Annotated in this window: 21 protein-coding genes; all 21 read left to right on the top strand. The window is 67.1% G+C overall.

From position 1 onward, the window contains the following. Nucleotides 1-64 precede the first annotated feature (64 nt). The 21 genes from gyrA (at nt 65) to mnhG (ending at nt 22,226) form a co-directional block, all read left to right on the top strand. Nucleotides 65-2,707 carry a DNA gyrase subunit A gene (gene gyrA / locus ABEA07_RS01580; RefSeq protein ID WP_345535440.1) on the top strand — a complete coding sequence of 881 codons (2,643 nt, stop codon included), beginning with the start codon at nt 65-67 and terminating at the stop codon, nt 2,705-2,707. Then, on the top strand, nt 2,704-3,279 hold the full coding sequence (locus ABEA07_RS01575) for a DUF2059 domain-containing protein (RefSeq protein WP_345535439.1): 576 nt from the start codon (nt 2,704-2,706) through the stop codon (nt 3,277-3,279). The genes gyrA and ABEA07_RS01575 overlap by 4 nt, the downstream gene beginning before the upstream one ends. Further along, a complete protein-coding gene (gene serC / locus ABEA07_RS01570) occupies nt 3,279-4,397 on the top strand; it encodes a 3-phosphoserine/phosphohydroxythreonine transaminase (protein ID WP_345535438.1) in 1,119 nt (372 codons plus the stop codon). Before ABEA07_RS01575 ends, serC begins: the two co-directional genes overlap by 1 nt. 18 nt (nt 4,398-4,415) lie before the next feature. Continuing rightward, complete coding sequence (gene pheA / locus ABEA07_RS01565; protein ID WP_345535437.1) at nt 4,416-5,534, top strand: prephenate dehydratase; 1,119 nt, start codon at nt 4,416-4,418, stop codon at nt 5,532-5,534. Between the two features lie 10 nt (nt 5,535-5,544). Next, the gene (locus ABEA07_RS01560; protein WP_345535436.1) at nt 5,545-6,423 is read left to right on the top strand and encodes a prephenate dehydrogenase; all 879 of its coding nucleotides are present in this window, start codon (nt 5,545-5,547) and stop codon (nt 6,421-6,423) included. 3 nt (nt 6,424-6,426) lie between these two features. Further along, nucleotides 6,427-8,424, top strand: a complete 1,998-nt coding sequence (locus ABEA07_RS01555) for a bifunctional 3-phosphoshikimate 1-carboxyvinyltransferase/cytidylate kinase (protein ID WP_345535434.1) — start codon at nt 6,427-6,429, stop codon at nt 8,422-8,424. 172 nt (nt 8,425-8,596) lie between these two features. Further along, a complete protein-coding gene (gene rpsA / locus ABEA07_RS01550) occupies nt 8,597-10,285 on the top strand; it encodes a 30S ribosomal protein S1 (RefSeq protein ID WP_345535432.1) in 1,689 nt (562 codons plus the stop codon). Nucleotides 10,286-10,331: 46 nt separating this feature from the next. Beyond that, nucleotides 10,332-10,652 carry an integration host factor subunit beta gene (locus ABEA07_RS01545; protein WP_345535431.1) on the top strand — a complete coding sequence of 107 codons (321 nt, stop codon included), beginning with the start codon at nt 10,332-10,334 and terminating at the stop codon, nt 10,650-10,652. 32 nt (nt 10,653-10,684) lie between these two features. Then, nucleotides 10,685-11,005 (top strand): LapA family protein, encoded by a 321-nt coding sequence (locus tag ABEA07_RS01540; RefSeq protein ID WP_345535430.1) that lies wholly within the window; start codon nt 10,685-10,687, stop codon nt 11,003-11,005. Continuing rightward, nucleotides 10,995-12,179 carry a lipopolysaccharide assembly protein LapB gene (lapB, locus tag ABEA07_RS01535; protein WP_345535429.1) on the top strand — a complete coding sequence of 395 codons (1,185 nt, stop codon included), beginning with the start codon at nt 10,995-10,997 and terminating at the stop codon, nt 12,177-12,179. The genes ABEA07_RS01540 and lapB overlap by 11 nt, the downstream gene beginning before the upstream one ends. A gap of 131 nt (nt 12,180-12,310) precedes the next feature. Then, a complete protein-coding gene (locus tag ABEA07_RS01530; RefSeq protein WP_345535428.1) occupies nt 12,311-12,646 on the top strand; it encodes a ComEA family DNA-binding protein in 336 nt (111 codons plus the stop codon). A 191-nt stretch (nt 12,647-12,837) separates the two neighbouring features. After that, nucleotides 12,838-13,806 carry a TRAP transporter substrate-binding protein gene (locus ABEA07_RS01525; RefSeq protein ID WP_345535427.1) on the top strand — a complete coding sequence of 323 codons (969 nt, stop codon included), beginning with the start codon at nt 12,838-12,840 and terminating at the stop codon, nt 13,804-13,806. Between the two features lie 17 nt (nt 13,807-13,823). After that, nucleotides 13,824-14,330: a TRAP transporter small permease gene (locus tag ABEA07_RS01520; RefSeq protein ID WP_345535425.1), complete on the top strand. Its 507-nt coding sequence runs from the start codon at nt 13,824-13,826 to the stop codon at nt 14,328-14,330. After that, entirely contained in the window at nt 14,323-15,624 is a 1,302-nt protein-coding gene (locus ABEA07_RS01515; protein WP_345535423.1) for a TRAP transporter large permease, read from the top strand. The genes ABEA07_RS01520 and ABEA07_RS01515 overlap by 8 nt, the downstream gene beginning before the upstream one ends. Before the next feature lie 19 nt (nt 15,625-15,643). After that, on the top strand, nt 15,644-16,021 hold the full coding sequence (gene crcB, locus ABEA07_RS01510) for a fluoride efflux transporter CrcB (protein WP_345535422.1): 378 nt from the start codon (nt 15,644-15,646) through the stop codon (nt 16,019-16,021). Nucleotides 16,022-16,072: 51 nt separating this feature from the next. Next, complete coding sequence (locus tag ABEA07_RS01505; RefSeq protein ID WP_345535420.1) at nt 16,073-19,027, top strand: monovalent cation/H+ antiporter subunit A; 2,955 nt, start codon at nt 16,073-16,075, stop codon at nt 19,025-19,027. After that, entirely contained in the window at nt 19,027-19,380 is a 354-nt protein-coding gene (locus ABEA07_RS01500) for a Na+/H+ antiporter subunit C (RefSeq protein ID WP_345535419.1), read from the top strand. The genes ABEA07_RS01505 and ABEA07_RS01500 overlap by 1 nt, the downstream gene beginning before the upstream one ends. Then, a complete protein-coding gene (locus ABEA07_RS01495) occupies nt 19,377-21,110 on the top strand; it encodes a monovalent cation/H+ antiporter subunit D (RefSeq protein WP_345535418.1) in 1,734 nt (577 codons plus the stop codon). The genes ABEA07_RS01500 and ABEA07_RS01495 overlap by 4 nt, the downstream gene beginning before the upstream one ends. Beyond that, the gene (locus tag ABEA07_RS01490; protein ID WP_345535417.1) at nt 21,107-21,601 is read left to right on the top strand and encodes a Na+/H+ antiporter subunit E; all 495 of its coding nucleotides are present in this window, start codon (nt 21,107-21,109) and stop codon (nt 21,599-21,601) included. The genes ABEA07_RS01495 and ABEA07_RS01490 overlap by 4 nt, the downstream gene beginning before the upstream one ends. Continuing rightward, nucleotides 21,598-21,876 carry a K+/H+ antiporter subunit F gene (locus ABEA07_RS01485; protein ID WP_345535416.1) on the top strand — a complete coding sequence of 93 codons (279 nt, stop codon included), beginning with the start codon at nt 21,598-21,600 and terminating at the stop codon, nt 21,874-21,876. Before ABEA07_RS01490 ends, ABEA07_RS01485 begins: the two co-directional genes overlap by 4 nt. Beyond that, nucleotides 21,873-22,226, top strand: coding sequence for a monovalent cation/H(+) antiporter subunit G (mnhG, locus tag ABEA07_RS01480; protein WP_345535415.1), 354 nt, complete (start codon nt 21,873-21,875; stop codon nt 22,224-22,226). Before ABEA07_RS01485 ends, mnhG begins: the two co-directional genes overlap by 4 nt. Nucleotides 22,227-22,281 lie beyond the last annotated feature (55 nt).

Raw genomic sequence — 22,281 nt, 5'->3', positions numbered from 1 at the left:
TTGCGGCGGTGCGACACCCCTGGCGACGTAAAATTTCCGGTTCCTTGCCGCCAGTCCTCCGCTCATGACCTCGTTCGCCAAAGAGACCCTCCCCATCAGCCTTGAAGAGGAGATGCGCCGAAGCTACCTCGATTACGCCATGAGCGTGATCGTCGGACGCGCGCTCCCCGACGCCAGGGACGGTCTCAAGCCGGTGCACCGGCGCGTGTTGTATGCGATGCACGAACTCAACAACGACTGGAACCGGCCCTACAAGAAGTCGGCCCGTATCGTAGGCGACGTCATCGGCAAGTACCACCCCCATGGGGACCAATCCGTCTATGACACCATCGTTCGCCTGGCGCAGGACTTTTCCATGCGCCACATGTTGGTCGACGGCCAAGGCAATTTCGGCTCTGTCGATGGCGACAATGCCGCAGCCATGCGTTACACCGAAATTCGGCTGGCAAAGATTGCGCATGAAATGCTGGCCGATATCGACAAGGAGACCGTCGATTTCGGGCCGAATTACGACGGCAGCGAAAAAGAGCCGCTCGTATTGCCGAGCAGACTGCCGAATTTGCTGGTCAATGGCTCCGGCGGTATTGCGGTTGGCATGGCGACCAATATTCCCCCGCACAACCTGAATGAAGTCGTCGACGCCTGCCTCCACCTGCTGCGCCATCCCGCCGCCAGCATCGACGATCTGATGGAGATCATCCCGGCGCCGGACTTCCCGACCGCCGGCATCATCTACGGGATCAACGGCATCAAGGACGGTTACCGCACCGGCCGCGGCAAAGTGGTGATGCGGGCCAAATGCCACTTCGAGGAGATCGACCGCGGCCAGCGTCAGGCGATCATCGTCGACGAGCTGCCCTACCAGGTCAACAAGAAGACGCTGCAGGAGCGCATGGCCGAGCTCGTTCACGAGAAGAAGATCGAGGGCATCAGCCACATCCAGGACGAGTCCGACAAATCCGGCATGCGGCTGGTGATCGAACTCAAGCGCGGCGAAGTGCCGGAGGTGGTGCTCAACAACCTCTACAAGCAGACCCAGTTGCAGGACACCTTCGGCATCAACATGGTGGCGCTGGTGGACGGCCAGCCCAAGCTGTGCAATCTGAAGGACCTGATCGAGGTTTTCCTGCAGCATCGCCGCGAGGTGGTGACGCGGCGCACCGTGTTCAACCTGCGCAAGGCGCGCGAGCGGGGCCATGTGCTGGAAGGCCTGGCGGTGGCGCTGGCGAATATCGACGATTTCATCGCGATCATCCGCAACGCACCGACGCCACCGGTGGCCAAGGCCGAGCTGATGCAGCGGCGCTGGGACAGCAAGCTGGTGCGAGAGATGCTCACCCGTACGCGCGCGGACGGCGGCGTCGTCAATGCCGATGACTACCGCCCGGACGGCCTCGACCGCGAGTACGGCCTCGGGGGCGACGGCCTCTACCGTCTGTCCGATACGCAGGCGCAGGAAATCCTCCAGATGCGCCTGCAGCGCTTGACCGGCCTGGAGCAGGACAAGATCGTCGCCGAGTACAAGGAAGTGATGGCCGAGATCGACGACCTGCTGGACATCCTGGCCAAGCCCGAGCGGGTATCGACCATCATCGGCGAGGAACTCACCTCCCTCAAGCAGGAGTTCGGTCAGACCAAGCTGGGCGCGCGCCGCAGCCAAGTCGAGCACAGCGCCTTCGACCTTTCCACCGAGGACCTGATCACGCCTACCGACATGGTCGTGACGCTCTCGCACGCCGGCTACATCAAGAGCCAGCCCTTGGGTGAATACCGGGCTCAGAAGCGCGGAGGCCGCGGCAAGCAGGCGACCGCGACCAAGGAAGACGACTGGATCGATCAGCTCTTCATCGCCAACACGCACGACTACATCCTGTGCTTCTCCAACCGCGGCCGGCTGTACTGGTTGAAGGTGTGGGAAGTACCGGCGGGCTCGCGGGGCTCTCGCGGAAGGCCGATCGTCAACATGTTCCCGCTGCAAGAAGGCGAGAAGATCAACGTCGTCCTGCCGCTCACCGGCGAGAAGCGCAGCTTTCCGGCCAACCAGTTCGTCTTCATGGCGACCTCCATGGGCACGGTCAAGAAGACCGCGCTCGACGAGTTCAGCAACCCGCGCAAGGCCGGCATCATCGCGGTCGACCTGGACCCGGGCGACTACCTGATCGGCGCCGCGCTGACCGACGGCGCCCATGACGTCATGCTCTTCTCCGACGGCGGCAAGGCCGTGCGCTTCGACGAGAACGACGTGCGTCCGATGGGCCGGAACGCCCGCGGCGTGCGCGGGATGACGCTGGAGGACGGCCAGGGCGTCATTGCCATGCTGGTGGCCGAAGACGAAGAGCAAAGCGTGCTCACCGCCACGGAAAACGGTTACGGAAAACGCACAAGCATTACCGAGTACACGCGCCATGGCCGGGGAACCAAGGGCATGATTGCGATTCAACAGAGCGAGCGCAACGGCAAGGTCGTCGCAGCCACCCTCGTGCATGCGGACGACGAGATCATGCTCATCACCGACAAGGGCGTGCTGGTGCGCACCCGGGTCGCCGAAATCCGCGAACTCGGCCGCGCAACCCAAGGGGTCACGCTGATCGGACTCGACGAAGGCGCCAAGCTCAGCGGCTTGCAGCGCATCGTCGAGAACGACGCGAACGCGGACAACGATGCCGACGACGCTTCCTCAACATCTTCAATGGAGAATCCTCAGTGAAAAAATTCAAGTTCGCGCTCGTCGCGGTGGCGCTGGCCGGCGGCTCGGTGGCCATGGCCCAGGACAAGGCGGCAATGGTCAATCAGTTCCTCGACCTGCAGCGCCCCGGCATCGAAGCGCTGGCGCGCGGCCTGGTCGAACAGTCCAGCGCACCGATTGCGCAGGCCGGTTCGCAGTATCTGCAGACCCAGGTGCCTGCCGAAAAGCGTGAGGCAGCGGCCAAGGCGGCCGACGCAGAACTCCGGAAGTACTTCGACGAGGCCTATCCGATCGTGCGCGACAAGGCGGTTTCACTCGCGCCCGAGGCACTGGGGCCGATTCTGCGCGACAACTTCAGCGAGGACGAACTGCGCCAGCTGCTGGCCTGGATCAACTCACCCCTGAGCAAGAAGTACCAGGAACTCAATCCGAAGATGCAAAGCGCGTTGACGGAAAAGCTGGTCGCCGAGACCCGCGCCAGCATCGAGCCGAAGATGCGCACCCTCGATGCCAACGTCGCCAAGGCGCTGGGCGCCCCGACTGAAGGCGCGTCCCCGGCCAAGTCAGCGCCCAAGGCGCCCGCCAAGAAGTGATGGCCGGCGCGGGTCGACGCCCGTACAACTTCTCCGCCGGTCCGGCCGCAATGCCGGAGGCGGTGCTGCAGCGCGCCGCCTCCGAGATGCTCGACTGGCACGGCAGCGGTATGAGCGTGATGGAGATGAGCCATCGCGGAAAGGAGTTCGGCGCGATCTGCGCGCAGGCGGAAGCCGATCTGCGCACGCTGCTGGCGGTGCCGGAGCATTTCCACATCCTCTTCATGCAGGGTGGGGGCCTCGGGGAGAACGCCATCGTGCCGATGAACCTCTCGCGCGGCGGCCAGGTCGACTTCGTGATCACGGGGAGCTGGAGCGCCAAGTCCCAGAAAGAGGCACAACGCTACTGCCAGGCCCACGTGGCCGCCTCCAACGCCGACAGCAATCACACGCAACTGCCGGCGCCCTCGACCTGGCAGCTCTCGGCCGATGCCTCGTACGTTCACATCTGCTCGAACGAGACCATCCACGGCGTGGAATTCCAGGAACTGCCCGACCTGGCCACGCTGGGCAGCCAGGCGCCGCTGGTCATCGATTTCTCTTCGCACGTCGCGTCACGGCCGGTCGACTGGCGTCGCGTCGGTCTCGCGTTCGGCGGTGCCCAGAAGAACCTCGGCCCGGCCGGGCTCACGCTGGTGATCGTGCGCGACGACCTGCTGGGCCATGCGCTCGAGATCTGCCCGAGCGCCTTCAACTACCGGATCGTGGCGGACAACCAGTCCATGTACAACACGCCGCCGACTTGGGGCATCTACATCGCCGGCCTGACCTTTCAGTGGCTGCTCGGACAGACCGAAGGCGGGCTGACCGGCGTCGCGGCGATGGAGCAACGCAATCTCGCCAAGGCGGGGCTGCTCTACGATTTCATCGATGCCTCCGCCTTCTACGAGAACAAGGTTTCGCCCGACTGCCGCTCGCGCATGAACGTGCCCTTCTTCCTGCGCGACGAGAGCCGCAACGACGCCTTCCTCGCCGGCGCGCGCGAGGCCGGCCTGCTGCAGCTCAAGGGCCACAAGTCCGTCGGTGGCATGCGGGCCAGCATCTACAACGCCATGCCACTCGAGGGTGTGCAGGCCCTGGTGGCCTACATGCGAGAATTCGAACGGTCGCACGCGTAGACGCCTGCGACCCGACCGATGACCGCACCGACCTCTCAGCCCCCAGCCTCCGACCCGAATCAAAGCCTCGCCGATCTGCGCATGCAGATCGACTCGCTCGACCAGCAACTCATCGATCTGCTCAACCGGCGTGCCCACGTGGCCGAGATGGTGGGCGAGATCAAGAAGCGCGAAGGCACGCCCTTCTTCCGCCCTGACCGCGTGGCGCAGGTGATCGAGAAGATGCAGCGGAGCAACCCCGGCCCGCTCAAGTCGCTGCATATCGCCGCGATCTGGCGCGAGATCACGTCGGCCTGCCTGGCGCTCGAATCGCCACAGCGCGTCGCCGTGCTGGGCCCGGAGGGCACTTTCACCGAACAGGCCGCGATCGAGTACTTCGGCGGCGCGGCCGACCTGATCTACTGCGCCAGCTTCGACGAGGTCTTCCATGCCACCGCCGCCGGCAGCGCCGAGTACGGCGTGGTCGGCGTCGAGAACACGACCGAGGGCGTGGTCACCCGTTCGCTCGATCTCTTCCTGCACTCCCCGACCCATGTCGTCGGCGAGGTCAGCCTGCTGGTGCGCCATCACCTGCTGCGCAGTACCAATTCGCTCGATGGCATCGAGGCAGTGCTCGCGCATCCCCAGGCGCTGGCTCAATGCCAGACATGGCTGTCCAAGCACCTGCCGCACGCCGAGCGGCGCGCGGTGTCCAGCAATGCCGAAGGCGCCCGCCTTGCCGCGAGCAATCCGGCCTGTGCCGCGCTGGCAAGCGAGCGTGCGGCAACGCGCTTCGGGCTGCACATCGTCTCCCATGCCGTCCAGGACGACTCCTACAACCGCACCCGCTTCGCCGTCATCTGCCTGCCCCAGACCCTGGCCATGCCACCGGCGTCGGGGAAGGACTGCACCAGCCTTGTCGTGTCCGTGCCCAACCGTCCCGGTGCGGTGCATGATCTTCTGGTGCCGCTCAAGGTCAATGACGTGTCCATGACGCGCTTCGAGTCGCGCCCGGCTCGCACCGGCCAGTGGGAGTACTACTTCTACATCGACCTCGACGGCCACCCCTCGCAGCCCAACGTGGCCGCCGCGCTCAGCGAACTGCGCAAGCTCTGCGCGTTCTACAAGGTCATCGGCGCCTATCCCGTCACCGCCTGAGGCCACCAGAATGTTCGAACAGTTGGGCTTGGTCGGCTGCGGCCTCATGGGCGGCTCTTTCGCACTGGCGCTCAAGCGCGCCAAGCTGGTCAAGCGCGTGGTCGGGTACAGCAAGTCGCCCTCGACGACAGAGCGTGCGCGGCAGTTGGGCGTGATCGACGTGGCCGCCCCATCCGCGCTGCTCGCGGTATCGGGTGCCGACCTCGTGCTGATCGCGGTGCCGGTCGGCGCCTCGGAGTCCACCTTCAAGGCGATCCGTCACGGCATCACCGATCAGATGCTGGTCATGGACGTGGGCTCGACAAAGGGCGACGTGATCGAGGCCGCCCGGCGCGGCCTGCAGGACCAGTTCAACAGCTTTGTCCCGGCCCATCCCATCGCCGGCAAGGAGCTCGCGGGTGTCGAGCATGCCGATGCCGCACTCTACTTGGGGCGCCAGGTCGTCCTGACGCCGGTCAAGGCCACGCGGCGCTCCAACGTCCAGCGCGCAACGCAGCTCTGGACCGGCATCGGCGCCAAGGTGGTGAACATGACGCCGGAGGCCCACGACCGCGCGTTCGCCGCCGTGAGCCACCTCCCTCATTTGCTGGCCTTCGCCTTCACCAACGCGATCACCGCCGATCCGGAAGGGGCTCGCTTCCTGGAGCTCGCCGGCCCCGGATTTCGCGACTTCACGCGCATCGCGGCGGGCGACCCGGCGATGTGGCGCGACGTTCTCCTGGCCAACCGCGAACAGGTGCTGCAGCAATCCCAGGCATTCCGCGCGGCACTCTCGCAACTCGAGACGCTGATGCAGACCGGCGATGCACTGGCCCTGGAGGAGCGCATCGCGGCTGCCAGCCACGCACGCGCGCAATGGCAGCCGGGCAGCAGCACCTCGCCCGACTGAAGCATGTACTCCACGCCTTTCCTGGATCTTCCGCCGCTCGAGGCCGCCTCCGGCACGGTGCGCCTGCCCGGCTCCAAGAGCATTTCCAACCGGGTGCTGCTGCTGGCCGCGCTGGCCGGTGGCACGACCACCGTGCACGACCTGCTGGACTCGGACGACACACGCGTGATGCTGAACGCGCTGTCCGCCCTTGGCTGCCGCATCGGGCGCGAGGGCGCCGCGCTGCGCATCGAGGGCCTGGACGGCCAGCTGCGCACGGCCAGCGCCAAGCTCTTTCTTGGCAACGCCGGCACCGCGATGCGGCCGCTGACCGCGGCGCTGGCCCTGCTCGGCGGCGAGTTCGAGCTGTCGGGCGTGCCGCGAATGCACGAGCGCCCCATCGGCGACCTGGTCGATGCGCTCGTCCAGCTCGGCTGCCGCATCGACTACCTCGGCAATCCCGGCTATCCGCCCCTGGCGATCCACGCCATGTCGCTCGATGCCCTGCAAGTCGACGCGCCGATCCGGGTGCGCGGCGACGTTTCCAGCCAGTTCCTCACCGCCCTGCTTCTCGCCTTGCCGCTGGCCTCCGCTTCCCGCGAGATCACGATCGACGTCGTGGGCGAGCTGATCTCCAAGCCCTACATCGAGATCACGCTGAACCTGCTTGCGCGCTTCGGCGTCGTGGTGCGGCGGCAGGGGTGGGAGCGATTCGTCATCCCGGCCGGCAGCCGCTATCGCTCGCCCGGGGACATCCATGTCGAGGCCGACGCCTCCTCCGCCAGCTATTTCATCGCACTCGGTGCGATCGCTCGCGGCGACGTCATCCGCATCGAGGGTGTGGGTGCGGATTCGATCCAGGGCGACATCCGCTTCGTGGAAGCCGCCAGGCAGATGGGCGCGAAGGTCGAAAGCGGCCCGAACTGGCTCGCCGTCTCGCGCGGCGCCTGGCCGCTCAAGGCGATCGATCTGGATGCCAACCACATTCCCGACGCCGCGATGACCCTGGCGGTGATGGCGCTCTACGCCGACGGCCCTTGCCTGCTGCGGAATATCGCGAGCTGGCGCGTCAAGGAAACCGACCGCATCGAAGCCATGGCGCAGGAGCTGCGCAAGCTGGGCGCCACCGTGGAGGACGGCCCCGATTTCATCCGCGTGCACCCGCTCGGCGCGGCAAGCTGGCGGGCCGCCACCATCCGCACCTACGACGACCACCGCGTGGCGATGTGCTTCTCGCTGGCGGCCTTCAACCCAGCCGGGATGCCTGTGCGCATCCTCGATCCGCACTGCGTTGCCAAGACCTTCCCCGATTACTTCGAGACCCTGTTCTCGGTGGCACAGACGGCCGACGTGCCGGTCATTTGCATCGACGGCCCGACCGCCTCGGGCAAGGGCACGCTGGCCGTGGCAACGGCCTATCAGCTGGGCTATCACTACCTCGACTCCGGCTCGCTCTACCGGGTGACTGGCCTGGCGATGCGCCGCGCCGGCCTGGAGGCGGATGCGGCCCACGAGGCGCAGATCGCCGAACTGGCCCGCCAGTTGCCCCTGCGCTTCATCAAGGGCCAGGTGCTGCTGGACGACGAGGATGTGAGCGACGCCATCCGCACCGAAGCGGCCGGCATGGACGCCTCGCGCGTCTCCGCGCTGCCGGCCGTGCGCGCCGCCCTGCTGGCACTGCAAAAGAGCTTTCGCCGCTTGCCCGGGCTGGTGGCCGACGGGCGCGACATGGGCACGGTCGTCTTCCCAGATGCCCGGCTCAAGGTCTACCTCACGGCCAACGCCTCCCAGCGGGCCGAGCGGCGGCATAAGCAGTTGATTTCAAAGGGTATTCCAGCTACACTCGACAGTCTTCGCGCCGACCTGGAAGCGCGCGACCAGCGGGACTCCTCCCGCAGCGTCGCTCCCCTCAAGCCTGCGCCTGACGCCCGTCTCCTGGACAACTCCTCGCAATCGGTCGAGCAATCGGTCGAGCAGGTACTGGCCTGGTGGCAGGAAGCACAGCCCTTCGGGTCCGCCTGAGGGGTGTTATCGGTCCAGCAGGTTCCCTCCGCGCGACAGTGCACCGGCCTGCTGGTTGTTCAACTCAACCGGGCTCCAGAGCCCACAACCAACCGCCGTCTCCAGACCCAACCGGTCGCCCGCGATCTTGCATTTGCGGCCGCAAACCCTGCGTGACGGAAGGAACTGACACATGTCTGAATCTTTTGCCGAACTGTTCGAAGAGTCCCTGAAGCGTTCCGAGATGCGCAGCGGCGAGGTCATCACTGCGGAAGTCGTGCGCGTCGAGCACAACCACGTCGTGGTCAATGCCGGCCTCAAGTCCGAAGCCTACGTGCCGATCGAGGAATTCAAGAACGACAAGGGTGAGCTCGAAGTCCAGGCCGGCGATTTCGTCTCCGTGGCCATCGGCAGCGTCGAAAACGGCTACGGCGACACCATCCTTTCCCGCGACACCGCCAAGCGCCTGGCCTCGTGGCTGGCGCTCGAGAAGGCGCTCGAATCGGGCGACTTCGTCACCGGCACCACCAGCGGCAAGGTCAAGGGCGGCCTCACGGTGCTGGTCAACGGCATCCGCGCCTTCCTGCCGGGCTCGCTGATCGACACCCGTCCAATCAAGGACCTGACCCCCTTCGAGAACAAGACCCTCGAATTCAAGGTCATCAAGCTCGACCGCAAGCGCAACAATGTCGTGCTGTCGCGCCGTGCCGTGGTCGAGGCCAGCATGGGCGAAGAGCGCGCCAAGCTGATGGAAACGCTGAAGGAAGGCGCCATCGTCCGCGGCGTGGTCAAGAACATCACCGAGTACGGCGCCTTCGTCGACCTCGGCGGCATCGACGGCCTGCTGCACATCACCGACATGGCCTGGCGCCGCGTGCGCCACCCCAGCGAGGTGGTGCAGGCCGGCCAGGAAATCACGGCCAAGATCCTCAAGTTCGACACGGAGAAGAACCGCGTCTCGCTGGGTCTCAAGCAGATGGGCGACGACCCCTGGATGGGCGTCTCGCGCCGCTACCCGCAGGGCACCCGCCTGTTCGGCAAGGTCACGAACATCGCCGACTATGGCGCGTTCGTCGAACTCGAGCCGGGGATCGAGGGCCTGGTGCACGTGTCCGAGATGGATTGGACCAACAAGAACATCGCCCCCAGCAAGATCGTCTCGCTGGGCGACGAAGTCGAAGTCATGGTCCTGGAAATCGACGAGGACAAGCGCCGCATCAGCCTGGGCATGAAGCAGTGCAAGGCCAACCCCTGGCAGGAGTTCGCGCAGAACACCAAGCGCGGCGACCGCGTCAAGGGCCCGATCAAGTCGATCACCGACTTCGGGGTGTTCGTCGGCCTGGCTGCCGGCATCGACGGCCTGGTGCACCTGTCCGACCTGTCCTGGAACGAGCCCGGCGAGACCGCCGTGCGCAACTACAAGAAGGGCCAGGAAGTCGAGGCGATCGTGCTGGCCGTCGACGTCGACCGCGAGCGCATCAGCCTGGGCATCAAGCAGTTGGACAGTGACCCCTTCACCACCTTCACCACGGTGAATGACAAGGGGCAGGTCGTGACCGGCCGCGTCAAGACCGTCGACCCGCGCGGCGCCGAGATCGACCTCGGCAACGACATCATCGGTTACCTGCGCGCCAGCGAAATCTCCCGCGACCGCGTGGAAGATGCTCGCAATGTGCTCAAGGAAGGCGACGAAGTCACCGCCCTGGTGGTCAACGTCGACCGCAAGACCCGTAACATCCAGCTGTCCATCAAGCAGAAGGACCTGGCTGACGAGCAAGGCGCCATGGCGAATCTGAGCCAGCAGTCGGCACGCGAGAACGCGGGTACGACCAGCCTGGGTGCGCTGCTGCGCGCCAAGCTGGACAGCTCCAACGAAAAGTAAGGAGTCGCCACGGGGCCGGTCCCGGCCGGTCCCGTGACCTTCGAGAATGACCCGTTCGGACCTCGTCGAAGAACTCGCGGCCCGCTTCGCCCAGCTCACGCACCGCGATGCCGAATCTGCCGTCAAGACCATTCTCGACGCGATGAGCGACGCCCTGGTGCGTGGCCACCGCATCGAGATCCGCGGCTTCGGCAGCTTCACGGTGAACCGGCGCCCGCCGCGCATCGGGCGCAACCCGCGTTCGGGCGAAAGCGTGCAGATTCCCGAGAAGCGCGTGCCCCACTTCAAGCCGGGCAAGGCGCTGCGCCAAGCGGTCGATGCGCGAACGGCGGAGCTCGATGCCCGCCAGCGTCAGCAGGAAAGCTGAAGCATAGAATTCCCCCGCCAACGGGGACGCGCATGAAATATCTCCTGTGGCTGCTCAAGGCAGCCATTTTTTTTACCCTCTTCGCCTTCGCGCTGAACAACCAGCACGACGCCACCGTGTACTTCTTTTTCGGCACCTCCTGGCGCGCCCCCTTGGTGCTGGTCGTGCTCGCGGCCTTCGCCGGCGGCCTGGTGACCGGCGCCCTCGGCATGCTGCCGGGCTGGTGGAAGCACCGCAGCGCCGCAGCCCAGCTGCCCATGAACACCACGCCCCCCGCTGGCGCTGGCACGTCCGCTGCCTCGGTCCCGCCCCCCGCCACCGACCTTCCTGCCGTACGCCAACATGGACTTTGATTTCAGCTGGCTGCTGCTGGGCCTGCCGCTGGCCTTCGTCCTGGGCTGGCTCGCCTCCCGCTTCGACCTGCGGCAACTGCGCATCGAGAATCGCCAGGCCCCCAAGGCCTACTTCCGCGGCCTCAACTTCCTGCTCAACGAGCAGCAGGACCAGGCGATCGACGCCTTCATCGAGGCGGTGCAGAACGACCCTGACACCCAGGAGTTGCACTTTGCGCTCGGCAACCTGTTCCGGCGCCGTGGCGAATACCAGCGCGCCGTCCGCGTGCATGAGCACCTGCTCGGCCGCGGCGACCTGAGCCGCGCCGACCGCGACCGCGCCCAGCATGCGTTGGCGCAAGACTTCCTGCGCGCCGGCCTCCTCGACCGCGCCGAGGCCGCACTGCAAAAGCTCGAAGGCACGCGCTACGAGAACGAGGCCCGGCTCGCGCTGCTGGCCATCTACGAACGCTCGCGCGAGTGGGAGCAGGCGGCCGCGGTGGCGCAGAAGCTCGACGAGGCCGAGCAGGCCAGCTACAGCGTGCGCCGCGCCCATCACCTGTGCGAAAAAGCCGCCGAGCAGGCGGCCGCAGGCGACTTGGCGGACGCCGAACACCTGCTGGCCCAGGCGAGCGCCCTGGCCCCACAGGCGCCGCGCCCGGCCATCGACACCGCCGCCTTGAAGCTGCGCCACGGCGATGCCGCAGGCGCCTACGAGACGCTGGCGGCCCTGTGCGATACCGCGCCCCTGGCGCTGCCGCTCTACGCGGCCATGCTGCAGCAGGCCGCGGTCGCGTCGCAGCGCGGCGGCGAGGCGCTGTTGATCCTTCAGCGCCGCTATGCCGAGTCCCCCTCCATCGACGTGCTCGAAGCCATCATGGCGCTCGGCGGCACACCGATGCTGCCCGATGACCTCGTGACCGAAGAGGCCGCCGTTCCCGAGCCGCGCGATGGCTACATCGCGCACTTGAGCCATCAAACTTCCCTGGTCGCCGCCTCGCGCTGGCTGGCCGGCGAGCGCTTCGCGCACGAGCAATACCGCAAACCGGTGCAGCGCGCGCTGGACCAGGCCGCGCGGCCGCTGCTGCGCTATCGCTGCGCCGCCTGCGGCTTCGAGGCCCACCAGCATTTCTGGCATTGCCCGGGCTGCCAGGCCTGGGACAGCTACCCGCCGCGCCGGGTCGAAGAGCTCTGAAATCCCACAAATTGTCGCAACGCTCGCGACATTCGCGACTCTGTCGTTGAAACTCGCGCCGCCGGCACCCCGTCGGCGGCGGGACGTGCAAGGCGTCCCGTTTCATCACAATCAACACAGGGAACATCAAGATGTTGAAGAAGATCCTGGCCGTCTCGGCCATGCTGCTCGCGGCCGCCTCTTCCTGGGCCGCAGTCGACGCCAACAAGGCGAGCGACGCCGAGCTCGATGCGATCCGGGGCGTGGGCCCGTCGCTTTCCAAGCGCATCATCGACGCGCGCAAGAACGGCAGCTTCAAGGACTGGCCCGACCTCATGGCCCGGGTCAAGGGCGTGAAGGAGTCGAAGGCGGCCAAGCTTTCGGCCGAGGGCCTGACGGTCAACGGCCAGAGCTTCGGTGGCGCGGCTGCGGACCATGTCGCGAAGGCCGAGGCCCGGAAGGACAAGGCAGAGTCCTCCAGGAAGTGACGGCACTGCGACGCAGGGCTGCCGGGTTTCCGTGAGGCCGCAGCCCGTTCCAGCCGCCCCGAGGGGCGGCTTTTTCGTGGCCGACCGCGCCGCCCGGTGGACCGCGCTCAGGGGAAAGCCCCACGCGATGGCCCGATATTTGCACGTATGCTCCGCGACGCCTTCTCTCATTCGTACGTTCTGGAGAGCTCATGAATCACAAGTTCGGCATTGCCCTCGCTGGCCTCACTCTCGGCGCAGCGGCCTTTGCACAGGTCAAGTGGGACCTGCCCACCGCCTACCCCGCAAGCAACTTCCACACGGAGAACATCACGCAGTTTGTCGCCGATGTCGACAAAGCGACCGGCGGCAAGCTCAAGATCACCGTTCATGCGAACGCCGCGCTGTTCAAGGCGCCCGAAATCAAGCGCGCCGTTCAAGGGGGACAGGCACCGATGGGCGAGATCCTGCTCGGCAACTACCAGAACGAGTGGCAGTTGTTCGGAACCGACGGCATTCCCTTCCTCGCCGACAGCTACGACGCGGCATGGAAGCTCTACCAGGCGCAGAAGCCGGTGCTGGAGAAGAAGCTGGCCGAGCAAGGCATGATGCTGCTCTACTCGGTGGCCTGGCCGCCACAGGGCATCTTCGTCAAGAAGGAAATCGCGTCCGCCGCCGATCTCAAGGGCGTGAAGTGGCGCGCCTATAGTCCCGCCACCGCGCGCATCGGCGAACTGGTCGGCGCTCAGCCGGTGACGGTGCAGCAGGCCGAGTTGTCGCAGGCCATGGCGACCGGCGTCATCGAGTCCTACATGTCATCCGGCTCGACCGGCTACGACACCAAGACCTACGAATACATCAAGAACTTCTATGACACCCAGGCCTGGCTGCCCAAGAACGCAGTGCTGGTCAACAAGAAGGCCTTCGATGCGCTGGACAAGCCCGCGCAGGAAGCCCTGCTCAAGGCAGGCGCCGAGGCTGAGAAGCGCGGCTGGGACGTGTCGAAGAAGAAGAACGTCGAGTACCTCGAGCTGCTGAAGAAGAACGGCATGACGGTCCATCCGCCTTCGGCGCAGCTCAAGGCCGACATGAAGAAGATCGGCGACGTCATGATCAAGGAATGGCTCGACAAGGCAGGCCCCGAAGGGCAGGTCGTGCTCGACAACTACAAGAAGATGTAGGCCCTGCGCGACCACCGATGCGCAAGTCGCTCGACTACCTCTACGACAGCGCCGCCGCATTGGCGGCGCTTTTCATGATCGGTCTGCTGGTGTCGGTGCTGCTGTCCATTCTGGGCAGACAAATGCACTTCAACATTCCAGGCCTCGATGCCTACGCCGGCTATCTGATGGCAGGCGCCGGGTTCCTGGCGCTGGCCCATACGCTCAAGCGTGGAGAGCACATCCGGGTCACGCTGGTCATGGGCGCCCTGCGTGACGGACCTCGGCGGTGGCTCGAACGCTGGGCTGCAGGAGCGGCGGCATTGCTGGCCGCGCTTTTCGCCTTCTACAGCGTGCGCCTCGCCTGGCAATCGCATGCCTACAGCGATATCTCCACCGGCAGCGACGCCGCGCCGCTGTGGCTGCCGCAATTGGCCATGGCCGTCGGTAGCCTGATCTTCGCTGTCGCAGCGCTGGACGAGTTCGTCATCGAATGGCGTGGCCGCCAGAGGACGGAAAGCGCGGAGGCGCTGCGCCATGAATGACATCGCCGTTGCGGGGCTGCTGATCGCCAGTCTGTTCCTCATCCTCGGCAGCGGTGTGTGGATCGGCCTCACCCTCTCCGGCGTTGCCTGGATCGGCATGCAGCTCTTTTCCGCGCGCCCGGCCGGCGACGCGATGGCCGTGACTATCTGGGGCTCCGCTTCCGGCTGGACGCTGACGGCGCTGCCGCTGTTTCTCTGGATGGGCGAAGTGCTGTTCCGCACGCGACTTTCGCAGGACATGTTCAAGGGACTGGCCCCCTGGATGCAGCGCCTGCCCGGTCGCCTCCTGCACACCAATGTGGCCGGCTGCGCCGTGTTCGCCGCGGTCTCCGGATCGAGCGCCGCCACCTGCGCCACCATCGGCAAGATGACCCTGCCCGAACTCAAGCGGCGAGGCTACCCGGACGACATGGTGATCGGCACGCTGGCCGGCGCGGGCACGCTGGGGCTGCTGATCCCGCCCTCGATCATCATGATCGTCTATGGGGTCAGCGCCGACGTGTCGATTTCCAAGCTCTTCATTGCCGGCGTGGTGCCGGGGCTGCTGCTGGCCTTTCTCTTTTCCGGCTACATCGCGGTCTGGGCGCTGGTGAATCCGGGGCGCGTGCCGCCGCCCGATGCCGCCATGAGCTTCAAGCAGAAGCTGCAGGCATCGCTGAGCCTGATCCCGGTGGCACTCCTGATCCTGGCAGTGCTGGGATCGATCTACGCCGGCATCGCGACCGCGACCGAAGCAGCCGCGGTGGGCGTGGTGGGTGCGTTGGTCATCTCGGCAGCGCAGGGCTCGCTCAATTGGCAGACCTTCAAGGAGTCGCTGATGGGCGCCACTCGCCTTTACTGCATGATGGCGCTGATCCTCGCCGGCGCTGCCTTCCTGACGCTGGCGATGGGCTACATCGGCCTGCCCCGTCACCTGGCCGAATGGATCGGATCGTTGGGCCTGTCGAAGTTTCAGCTCGTGATGATGCTGGCCGTGTTCTACATCGTGCTCGGCTGCTTCCTGGACGGCATCTCGATGGTCGTGCTGACCATGGGCGTGGTCATGCCGACGGTGCTGGCCGCGGGCATCGATCCGCTGTGGTTCGGCATCTTCGTCGTGCTCGTGGTCGAGATGGCGCAGATCACGCCACCGGTAGGCTTCAATCTCTTCGTGCTGCAAGGCATGACGGGCAAGGACCTTCTCTACATCGCGCGCGTCACGCTGCCCATGTTCGCGCTGATGGTCGCCGCCGTGCTCATCATCTATATAGCCCCCGACCTGGTGACCTGGCTGCCGCGGCAGATGGGGCCCTGACACCGAACATACTCGGGCGATGCTTCTTCAAATCCTTGCTGTGTGTGCCGGCGCTGCGGCCGGCGCACTGTGTCGCTGGGGGCTGAATCTCTGGCTCGGCGGGCTGACCGCCCTGCCCCTGGGCACTCTTGCCTCCAACCTGGTCGGCGGCTACCTGATCGGCCTCGCCGTCGCGTTGTTCCAGGCCATGCCGCAGCTCGATCCGGCCTGGCGCCTGCTGCTGATCACCGGTTTCCTCGGCGGCCTCACCACCTTCTCCAGCTTCTCGGCCGAGGTGGTGGCGATGCTCCTGCAGGACCGCGTAGCTTTCGCTCTCGGGACCGCGGCACTGCATGTCGCCGGCTCGCTGGCGCTGACCTGGCTGGGTATTCGCACCATGCAGCATTTCACTGCCTGATCGTCGGGACGCCCCGTGCCTGCACGGGAGCGGTCGATAGAATCGATCGCGATGCCCCTTGCCCTCCTCGTCGCACTTCCCTTCGTTGCCAGTGTGATCGCGGCCCTGCTGCCGTCGAACGCGCGCAACCGGGAATCGACGCTGGCAGGGCTGGTCGCGCTGGGCTGCGCGGTGCAGGCGGCCTGGCTCTTCCCGCGCATCGCAGGCGGCGAGGTCATCCACCAGAACATCCACTGGATCCCTTCCCTGGGCCTGGACCTGTCGTTCCGCATGGACGGCTTCGCCTGGCTGTTCTGCATGCTGGTGCTCGGCATCGGCGCGCTGGTGGTGCTTTATGCGCGCTACTACATGTCGTCCTCCGACCCGGTGCCGCGCTTCTTCGCCTTCTTCCTCGCCTTCATGGGCGCGATGGTGGGCGTGGTGCTCTCCGGCAACCTGATCCAGATGGTGCTGTTCTGGGAGTTGACCAGCCTGTTTTCTTTCCTGCTGATCGGCTACTGGCACCACCGCCGCGATGCGCGGCGCGGCGCGCGCATGGCGCTCACTGTCACCGGCGCCGGCGGGCTGTGTCTGCTGGTCGGGGTGCTGGTGCTGGGTCGCATCGCCGGCAGCTACGAGCTCGATGCGGTGCTCGCCGCGGGCGACCGGATCCGCACCCACGCGCTCTATCCGCTGGCGCTGGTGCTGGTGCTGCTCGGCGCCTTCACCAAGAGCGCGCAGTTTCCCTTCCACTTCTGGCTGCCGCGCGCGATGGCCGCGCCCACGCCGGTCTCGGCCTACCTGCATTCGGCCACCATGGTGAAGCTGGGCGTGTTCCTGATGGCGCGGCTGTGGCCGGCGCTCTCGGGCACGGAGCCCTGGTTCTGGCTGGTCGGCGGCGCCGGTGCCGCCACGCTGCTGCTGGGCGGCTACATCGCGATGTTCCAGCGCGACCTCAAGGCGCTGCTGGCCTACTCCACCATCTCGCACCTGGGCCTCATCACTCTGCTGCTCGGGCTCAACAGTCCGCTGGCCGCGGTGGCGGCGGTCTTCCACATCATGAACCACGCGACCTTCAAGGCCTCGCTGTTCATGGCCGCCGGCATCATCGACCACGAAAGCGGCACGCGCGACATCCGCAAGCTCAGCGGGCTGCTGCGGCTGATGCCCATCACCGGCACGCTGGCCATCATCGCCAGCGCCTCGATGGCGGGCGTGCCGCTGCTCAACGGCTTCCTGTCGAAGGAAATGTTCTTCGCCGAAACCGTCTTCATCCAGGCCACCCCCTGGGTGAACCGCAGCCTGCCGGTCATCGCCACGCTGGCCGGTGTGTTCAGCGTGGCCTACTCGGCCCGCTTCGTGTTCGACGTCTTCTTCGGGCCGCCCTGCGGGCCCGAGGTGCCCAAGCAGCCGCACGAGCCGCCGCACTGGATGCGCGTGCCGGCCGAGCTGCTGGTGCTGGTCTGCCTGGTGGTCGGTGTGGCACCGGCCTGGTCCGTGGGCGCCTTCCTCGCGACCTCCGCGCGGCCGGTCGTCGGCGGGACGCTGCCCGAGTACAGCCTGGCCGTGTGGCACGGCTTCAATCTCCCGCTCTTGATGAGCTTCATCGCCCTGGCCTGCGGCGGCGGGCTTTACCTGCTGCAGCGACGTGGCCGTGCGCGCGGTGCCCTGGAGCACACGCCGCTCCTGCACCCCTTCGACGGCCAGCGACTGTTCGAGAACGTGCTTGCGCGGCTGAGCGAGGCCGGCCGGCGCAGCCGCCGCCTGCTCGGCACCCGGCGCCTGCAGACGCAACTGCTGCTCATGGTGCTGGTGGCCGTGGCCGGAGCCGCCGCCTCGCTCTGGCTCGTGCCCGCGCAACGCGGTACGCGCGAGCTGCTGCCCTTCTCGCCCATGTTCGCGATGACATGGTTGATCGGCTGTACCTGCGCCATCGCGGCAGCCTGGCAGGCCAAGTTCCACCGGCTGGCCTCGCTGATGCTGGCGGCCGGTGCCGGGCTGGTCTGCTGCACCACCTACATCTGGTTCTCCGCCCCGGATCTCGCGCTCACGCAGCTGGTGGTGGAGACGGTGACCACCGTGCTCATCCTGCTGGGCCTGCGCTGGCTGCCGATGCGCACCGCCAAGCCGCAGCCCATGCGCGCACGCCTGCGGCCCTGGGGCCGGCGCGGCCGCGACCTGGTGGTGGCCGGCGCGGCCGGCAGCGGCATGGCTGCGCTGGCCTGGGTCATGATGACGCGGCCTTTCCCGCAGAGCATCTCGCCCTTCTTCCTGGAGCACGCACTGCCGCAGGGCGGTGGTACCAACGTGGTCAACGTAATGCTGGTCGACTTCCGCGGTTTCGACACCTTCGGCGAGATCACCGTGCTCGGCATCGTGGCGCTGACGGTCTACGCGCTGCTGCGTCGCTTCCGGCCCGCGCCCGAATCCATGGCGCTGCCCTCCCAGCAACGCGCACAGCCGGACGACGGCAGCAGCGACCTGTTGAATCCGCGCCGTGCCACGGACACGGCCGTCGGCTACCTCATGGTGCCGGCGGTGCTGGTGCGCCTGCTGCTGCCGCTGGCGGTGCTGGTGTCCATCTACTTCTTCATGCGCGGCCACAACCAGCCGGGTGGCGGTTTCGTCGCCGGGCTGGTGATGTCGGTGGCGCTGCTGCTGCAGTTCATCGTCTCCGGGACGGAGTGGGTGGAGGAGCATTTGCGCATCTATCCGCGCCGCTGGATCGCGGCCGGCCTGTTGCTGGCGCTGGGCACCGGCGCGGGCTCCATCGTCCTCGGTTATCCCTTCCTGACGACCCACACCGCGCATCTGCATCTGCCGGTGCTGGGCGAAGTGCACGTGCCGAGCGCGCTCTTCTTCGACAGCGGCGTATTCGCGCTGGTGCTGGGCGCGACCATGCTGATCCTCACGGCGCTGGCCCACCAATCCATCCGCAGCCACCGCTGGTCCGAAGAACAGGCGGAGAAGATCGCGGAAGCCGAGCGCGCCCGGGACGACGTCGCGACGGCGAGGGGCGGCGTCTGATGGAAGCCGTGCTTGCCATCGCCATCGGCATCCTCACCGGCTCCGGCGTCTACCTCCTGCTGCGCCCGCGCACCTTCCAGGTGATCATGGGGCTCACGCTGATCTCCTACGCGGTCAACCTGTTCATCTTCAGCATGGGCCGCGTCAAGGTCGACAGCGAGCCGGTGCTGATGGCCGGCATCACGGCCACGCTCGCCAACACCGCCGACCCGATGCCGCAGGCCCTGGTGCTGACCGCCATCGTGATCGGCTTCGCGATGACCGCGCTGTTCCTGGTCGTGCTGCTGGCTTCGCGCGGCCTGTCGGGCACCGACCACGTCGACGGCGAGGAAAAGAAGGGGCACGTCGAATGAGGGAGCTCGCCTCCCTGCTCGACCGCCTGCTCGAGTTCGGCATGCCGCACCTGGTCGCGATGCCGATCCTGGTGCCGATGCTCACCGCCGCGCTGATGCTGCTGATGGGCGAGCAGCGCCGCCGCACCAAGTCCGCGCTCAGCGTAGTCTCCGGCCTGCTCGGCCTGCTGGCCGCGCTGGCGCTGCTGCGCTGGGTCAATGCAGATGACACCGGCGGCGGGCCGGGCTCGATCGGCGTATACCTGCCCGGCAACTGGCGAGCGCCCTTCGGCATCGTCCTGGTGGCGGACCGGCTCTCCACCATGATGGTCGCGCTCACCGGTGTGATCGCGCTGTGCGCCTCGATCTATTCCACCTCCCGCTGGGACCGCGCCGGCGTGCATTTCCATCCGCTGCTTCAACTTCAGCTGATGGGCCTCAACGGCGCCTTCCTCACCGGCGACCTGTTCAACCTCTTCGTCTTCTTCGAGGTCATGCTCGCCGCCTCCTACGGGCTGCTGCTGCACGGCTCCGGCCGGCTGCGGGTGCAGGCCGGGCTGCACTACGTGGCGATCAACCTCGCGGCCTCCTCGCTGTTCCTGGTCGGCGCCGCGCTGCTCTATGGCGTGACCGGCACGCTGAACATGGCCGACCTCGGCCCGCGCATCGCGCAGCTCGCGCCCGGCGACCGCGGTCTGGCGCACGCCGGCGCCGCCATCCTCGCGACGGCCTTCTTCGCCAAGGCTGGCGCCTGGCCGCTCAACTTCTGGCTGGTGCCGGCCTACAGCGCCGCCGTCTCGCCGGTGGGCGCCGTGTTCGCGCTGCTGACCAAGCTCGGCGTCTATACCGTGCTGCGGCTCTGGAGCCTGATGTTCGCGCCCGATGCCGGCGCCTCGGCCCAGTTCGGGCAGGTCGTGCTGGTGGCGGTCGGCCTCGCCACACTCTTCGTCGGCGCGCTCGGCATCGTCGGCACGCAGCGGCTGTCCAACCTGGCGGGCTTCAGCGTGCTGGCGTCGGCCGGCACGCTGCTCGCCGCCGTCGGATTCGGGCAGCCGGCCGTGTGGGCCGGCGCCCTCTACTACCTGCTGAGCTCCACGCTGGCGGTGAGCGCTTTCTTCCTGCTGATCGACATGATCGAGCGCTGGCGCAACGCCGGGCTCAGCATCGCCCCGCACGAGGCGGCAGACAACGCCCCCTTCCTGGCGGAGGACCTGAGCAGCTTCAACGACGTCAACCTCGACGACGAAGCCCAGGCCCTTTACGGCCGCGCCATCCCGGCCGGCATCGCCTTCCTCGGCCTGGGCTTCCTGGGTTGCACGCTGCTGCTGGCGGGCCTGCCGCCGCTGTCGGGCTTCGTCGGCAAGTTCGCCATGCTCTCGGGGCTGCTGTTCGGGTCGGTGCGCGGCATCGCGCCGGCGGACTGGGCCTTCGTCGCCCTGCTGATCGCCTCGGGCTTCCTCACGCTCATCGCGTTCAGCCGCAGCGGCATCCGCCATTTCTGGACCCAGCCGCATGCCACGCTGCCCTCCCTGCCTGCGCTCGAGGTGCTGCCAGTGGCCGTGCTGTTGGGCGCCTGCATCGCCCTGACGCTGATGGCGGAGCCGGTGATGCAGCACGCCAGCGCGACAGCGCAGGGCCTGCGTTCGCCGACCGCGTACCGCGAGGCGGTGTTCGGCGCGCGCCAGCGGCCCGGGCCCACCGATCATCCCGCCCCCGTCCCCGCCCCCGTCCCCGGAGAGACGACGCGATGATCAAGCGCTGGCTTCCCTCGCCGCTGCTGTCGCTGGCGCTGTTCGTCGTCTGGCTGCTGCTGAACCAGTCGCTGCATCCGGCCACCCTGCTGCTGGCCGCCCTGCTCTCGATCGCCGTGCCCCTGCTGACGCAGAGCCTGCGCCCGGCCCGGGTGAAGATGCGCAAGCCGATGCTCGTGCTGCGGCTGGGCGGCCTGGTGGCCCATGATCTGGTGGTGTCGGCCTTCACCGTGGCCCGCCTGCTGATGACCCGGCGCAGCCGCGACATGAAGCCGAGCTTCGTGCGCGTTCCCCTGGACATGCGCGACCCCAACGCACTCGCCACCCTGGCGATGATCCTCTGCCTGACGCCGGGCACCGCCTGGGGCGAGATCGCATTCGACCGCTCCACGCTGCTGATCCACCTCTTCCACGAGGAGGACGAGGCCGCCTTCATCGCCCTGATCAAGACGCGCTACGAACGCCTGTTGATGGAGATCTTCGAATCATGACGCCCATCCTCTTCTGGGCCCTCAAGCTCGCCCTGCTGCTGCTGGCGGTCGCGATGCTCTGCGCCGTGGCCCGGCTGCTCATCGGCCCCACCGCGCAGGACCGCGTGATGGCGCTGGACTGCCTCTACATCAACGGCATGCTGATGATGCTGGTGCTGGGCATCGTCTACGCCAGCAGCGTGTACTTCGAGGCGGCGATGCTGATCGCGCTGTTCGGCTTCGTCAGCTCCACGGCGCTGGCCAAGTTCCTCCTGCGCGGGGAGGTGATCGAGTGACGGACCTCATCCTCGGCCCTCTGCCGCTGTGGGCCGAGCTCCTCACGGGCCTGCTGGCGGTGGTGGGCGCGGCCTTCGCGGCGATCGGTTCCTTCGGGCTGGTGCGCCTGCCGACCTTCTTCCGCCGGATCCACGCACCGACGCTCGGTGCGACCCTGGGCACCTGGTGCGTCACCCTGGCCACCATCGTCTATTTCTCGGTGCAGGGACGCAGCCTCTTCCTGCATGCGGCCCTGGTCGCCTTCTTCGTCGCCGTCACGGCGCCGGTTACGACGATCTTCCTCATGCGTGCCGCGCTGTTCCGCGAACGCCAGAAGGGCGGCGACGTGCCGCCACCGGGGCGCGGCTGACGAAGCTGCCGCGCCTGCTCAGGGGATGGGCCGGGGCATGTCGGCCTGGCATGAT

Origin of the sequence: Variovorax defluvii (genome assembly GCF_039541515.1) — a bacterium.
Lineage (GTDB): Bacteria > Pseudomonadota > Gammaproteobacteria > Burkholderiales > Burkholderiaceae_C > Variovorax > Variovorax defluvii.
This window is presented reverse-complemented; position numbering and strand designations above follow the sequence as displayed.

Bases quoted from the DNA above. Each gene is read 5' to 3' on its own strand.
- gyrA (WP_345535440.1), top strand. From the start codon at position 65: ATGACCTCGTTCGCCAAAGAGACCCTCCCCATCAGCCTTGAAGAGGAG.
- serC (WP_345535438.1), top strand. From the start codon at position 3,279: ATGGCCGGCGCGGGTCGACGCCCGTACAACTTCTCCGCCGGTCCGGCC.
- pheA (WP_345535437.1), top strand. From the start codon at position 4,416: ATGACCGCACCGACCTCTCAGCCCCCAGCCTCCGACCCGAATCAAAGC.
- ABEA07_RS01560 (WP_345535436.1), top strand. From the start codon at position 5,545: ATGTTCGAACAGTTGGGCTTGGTCGGCTGCGGCCTCATGGGCGGCTCT.
- ABEA07_RS01555 (WP_345535434.1), top strand. From the start codon at position 6,427: ATGTACTCCACGCCTTTCCTGGATCTTCCGCCGCTCGAGGCCGCCTCC.
- rpsA (WP_345535432.1), top strand. From the start codon at position 8,597: ATGTCTGAATCTTTTGCCGAACTGTTCGAAGAGTCCCTGAAGCGTTCC.
- ABEA07_RS01545 (WP_345535431.1), top strand. From the start codon at position 10,332: ATGACCCGTTCGGACCTCGTCGAAGAACTCGCGGCCCGCTTCGCCCAG.
- ABEA07_RS01540 (WP_345535430.1), top strand. From the start codon at position 10,685: ATGAAATATCTCCTGTGGCTGCTCAAGGCAGCCATTTTTTTTACCCTC.
- lapB (WP_345535429.1), top strand. From the start codon at position 10,995: ATGGACTTTGATTTCAGCTGGCTGCTGCTGGGCCTGCCGCTGGCCTTC.
- ABEA07_RS01530 (WP_345535428.1), top strand. From the start codon at position 12,311: ATGTTGAAGAAGATCCTGGCCGTCTCGGCCATGCTGCTCGCGGCCGCC.
- ABEA07_RS01525 (WP_345535427.1), top strand. From the start codon at position 12,838: ATGAATCACAAGTTCGGCATTGCCCTCGCTGGCCTCACTCTCGGCGCA.
- ABEA07_RS01520 (WP_345535425.1), top strand. From the start codon at position 13,824: ATGCGCAAGTCGCTCGACTACCTCTACGACAGCGCCGCCGCATTGGCG.
- ABEA07_RS01515 (WP_345535423.1), top strand. From the start codon at position 14,323: ATGAATGACATCGCCGTTGCGGGGCTGCTGATCGCCAGTCTGTTCCTC.
- crcB (WP_345535422.1), top strand. From the start codon at position 15,644: ATGCTTCTTCAAATCCTTGCTGTGTGTGCCGGCGCTGCGGCCGGCGCA.
- ABEA07_RS01505 (WP_345535420.1), top strand. From the start codon at position 16,073: ATGCCCCTTGCCCTCCTCGTCGCACTTCCCTTCGTTGCCAGTGTGATC.
- ABEA07_RS01500 (WP_345535419.1), top strand. From the start codon at position 19,027: ATGGAAGCCGTGCTTGCCATCGCCATCGGCATCCTCACCGGCTCCGGC.
- ABEA07_RS01495 (WP_345535418.1), top strand. From the start codon at position 19,377: ATGAGGGAGCTCGCCTCCCTGCTCGACCGCCTGCTCGAGTTCGGCATG.
- ABEA07_RS01490 (WP_345535417.1), top strand. From the start codon at position 21,107: ATGATCAAGCGCTGGCTTCCCTCGCCGCTGCTGTCGCTGGCGCTGTTC.
- ABEA07_RS01485 (WP_345535416.1), top strand. From the start codon at position 21,598: ATGACGCCCATCCTCTTCTGGGCCCTCAAGCTCGCCCTGCTGCTGCTG.